The 1,064-nt window shown below is 72.7% G+C and carries 1 pseudogene; it reads right to left on the bottom strand.

Annotated elements, in window-relative coordinates:
• A pseudogene (locus QH283_RS03065) lies at positions 1-1,064 on the bottom strand (GNAT family N-acetyltransferase); the annotation flags it as partial.

The following is a 1,064-nucleotide window of genomic DNA, read 5'->3' as shown; positions in this document are numbered from 1 at the left end:
GGCCGTAGCACTCCAGCAGCTCCACGACCTCCAGGTCGGTGAGCCAGCGGCCGCCGGACTCGCCCATCCACTTCGCCACCAGCGCGGCGGCGCGTTCGGCGTCGATCCCGTCGGGCCGCACCACGGTGGAGACCGGCCGTTCCCGCCAGCGCGCGTACCGGTGCACCCTGGCCAGCGCGCGGGCGGCGCGCTCGGGATCGGGATAGGACGGGATCGACCCGCGCACCGCCATGCCGTTGCGGCCGCGCACCGACAGCAGATTGGGCAGGCCCTGCTCGGCGATGAAGGTCGTGAGGATCGGTTTCTCCGCCTCGGGCACCGCTGCCGCCGCCGAACGGATGGCCTCGGCGAAGCTGGCCATCGGCACCGGCACCGGGGGCGCGAACACCACGATCAGCGCGTCGCAGGCGTCGTCGCGCAGGGCCGCCGCCACCGCGTCGAGGTAGGCGCCGGGGCCCGCGTGCGGTCCGAGATTCACCGGTTCGCCGACCTCCAGTCCTTCCCCGCGCGCGGCGTCGACGGCCAGCCAGCTCAATGCCGTGCTGTTGGAGATCACCGCAAGGCGCGGGCCGCGCGGCAGCGGCTGGTAGCCGAGCAGCGCCGCGCAGTCGAACAGCTCGGAGATGGAGTCGACCTGCACGATCCCGGCCTGCGCGAACAGGTCACGCACGATGGACTTGTCGATGTCGCCGCCCGGTCGCGTGCGTACCGACCGGCCGCTGCTGACCGCCACGATCGGCTTGCTACGCGCGACCCTGCGCGCGATGCGGGAGAACTTGCGCGGGTTGCCGAAGCTCTCCAGATACAGCAGCACCACGTCGGTGGCCGGGTCGGTGTCCCAGTACTGCAACAGGTCGTTGCCGGAGACGTCGGCGCGGTTGCCCGCCGAGACGAACGTCGACAACCCCAGGTTGCGGGCGGCGGCCTCACCGAGAATGGCCACGCCGAGCGGGCCGGACTGACAGAAGAAGCCGATGCGCCCGCGCGCCGGCAGCACCGGGGCCAGGGTGGCGTTCAGCGCCACGTCCGGGTCGTTGTTGGCGATGCCGAGCGCGCTCGGCCCC

It is taken from the genome of Nocardia farcinica, assembly GCF_029867845.1.
In the GTDB taxonomy this organism is placed as follows: Bacteria; Actinomycetota; Actinomycetes; order Mycobacteriales; family Mycobacteriaceae; genus Nocardia; species Nocardia farcinica_A.
This window is presented reverse-complemented; position numbering and strand designations above follow the sequence as displayed.